General features: G+C 67.0%; 2 protein-coding genes. Both read right to left on the bottom strand.

What is annotated here, in order from left to right; all coding sequences use genetic code 11:
- Nucleotides 1–523: glycosyl-4,4'-diaponeurosporenoate acyltransferase CrtO family protein (locus C4K88_RS16940; protein WP_146065749.1), on the bottom strand; the 523-nt coding region annotated here is incomplete at its 3' end.
- A 36-nt stretch (nucleotides 524–559) separates the two neighbouring features.
- On the bottom strand, nucleotides 560–997 hold the full coding sequence (locus C4K88_RS16945) for a hypothetical protein (protein ID WP_146065750.1): 438 nt from the start codon (nucleotides 995–997) through the stop codon (nucleotides 560–562).
- Nucleotides 998–1,130 lie beyond the last annotated feature (133 nt).

The raw sequence follows: 1,130 nt of genomic DNA on the forward strand, positions 1-1,130 counted from the left end.
TGATCCGGTAGCGCACGATGCGTTGGATCATCACTGGGTAGGCGTGCAGGATCAGCCCGATCAGCAGTATCTGACCGGACCCATGGGTATGGCCCGTGACCGCGGCCGTCATCGCCAGGAGGATCGTTGCGGCGGCGCCGAGAAGGTGCGCTGTCTCTGACTGCTCGGCTCCGCGCAGGAATCTGGCCAGTCCGGAGGATCTGGTCTCCGAGTGGCGCATCTGTCGGATGAGCCGGTTCCATCCCACGAGGTCCAGGACGCGGCGGAGCAGTTCCGCGCCGAGCAGCGTGTAGAGCCGCGGCTCGAACGCGCGGACCCGGTAGCGGGACCGGCCAATGTCGACGAGGGCGGGTCCAACCAGCAGGCCCATGAACAGGAAGCCGCCCTGCACGCTGAGCGCGAAGACGATGTGGTCGGCCCCGACGGCCCGCCAGCCGGCGATCGCCAGGCCGACGCCGATCGCCAGACCGGTGGCGACCGATCTGGCGTGATGGGCACGGCTTTGGTCGGGTGCTGTCGACATTGCTGATTCCTCCTGTGGGTGCAGGGGTGTCCGTAGCTATGTGGTGGTGCCAGCAGTGGGACCGGGCGTGGGGTTGGTGGTGGGTTGGGCGAGGAGCAGCCCGAGAGTGCAGGCCGCTGATGTTGTCAAAAGCGCTGCGGTTCCGAGCATGAAGATGCCGAAGGCGCCGATGTCGCCGTAGGAGGCCTCGACGGAGCCGAAGAAGAACAGGTAGATGCTGTTGGCGGTGATCATGGGGATCGACGCGAGGGCGAGCAGGACCCCGCCGAGCTTCAGCAGATCGGCCCGGCAGCCGGTGGCCCGGCCGACGAGCACGAAGCCGACCGGAACGAGGAGGCAGAGGACCGCGGATCCGGTGTGGGCGGCGGTGAACAGTGAAGGGTGGTCGGGTCCCGAGTACTGCCAGAGGCAGGTCGCCAGGACTGAGAGCATCAGCGCGGTCAGGCCCGGAGCCATACGGTGGACGGCGGTCATAACGTCAGCGACCCGACACACCACAGAAGCCCGGCACGCCAATGTCAGCACCGGTATCGGCGGAGTCATTCCGGCTGCCGTGTTCCTTCGTCCCCCTGGTCATGGCGGTGAGTCTAGCGAGATGCCCGGTGTG

The sequence above is a fragment of the Arthrobacter pityocampae genome (assembly GCF_002927275.1).
GTDB lineage: Bacteria > Actinomycetota > Actinomycetes > Actinomycetales > Micrococcaceae > Arthrobacter_D > Arthrobacter_D pityocampae.

What these genes read in the sequence shown, in the direction of transcription:
- C4K88_RS16945 (WP_146065750.1), bottom strand. Translation starts at nt 997, where the DNA reads ATGACCGCCGTCCACCGTATGGCTCCGGGCCTGACCGCGCTGATGCTC.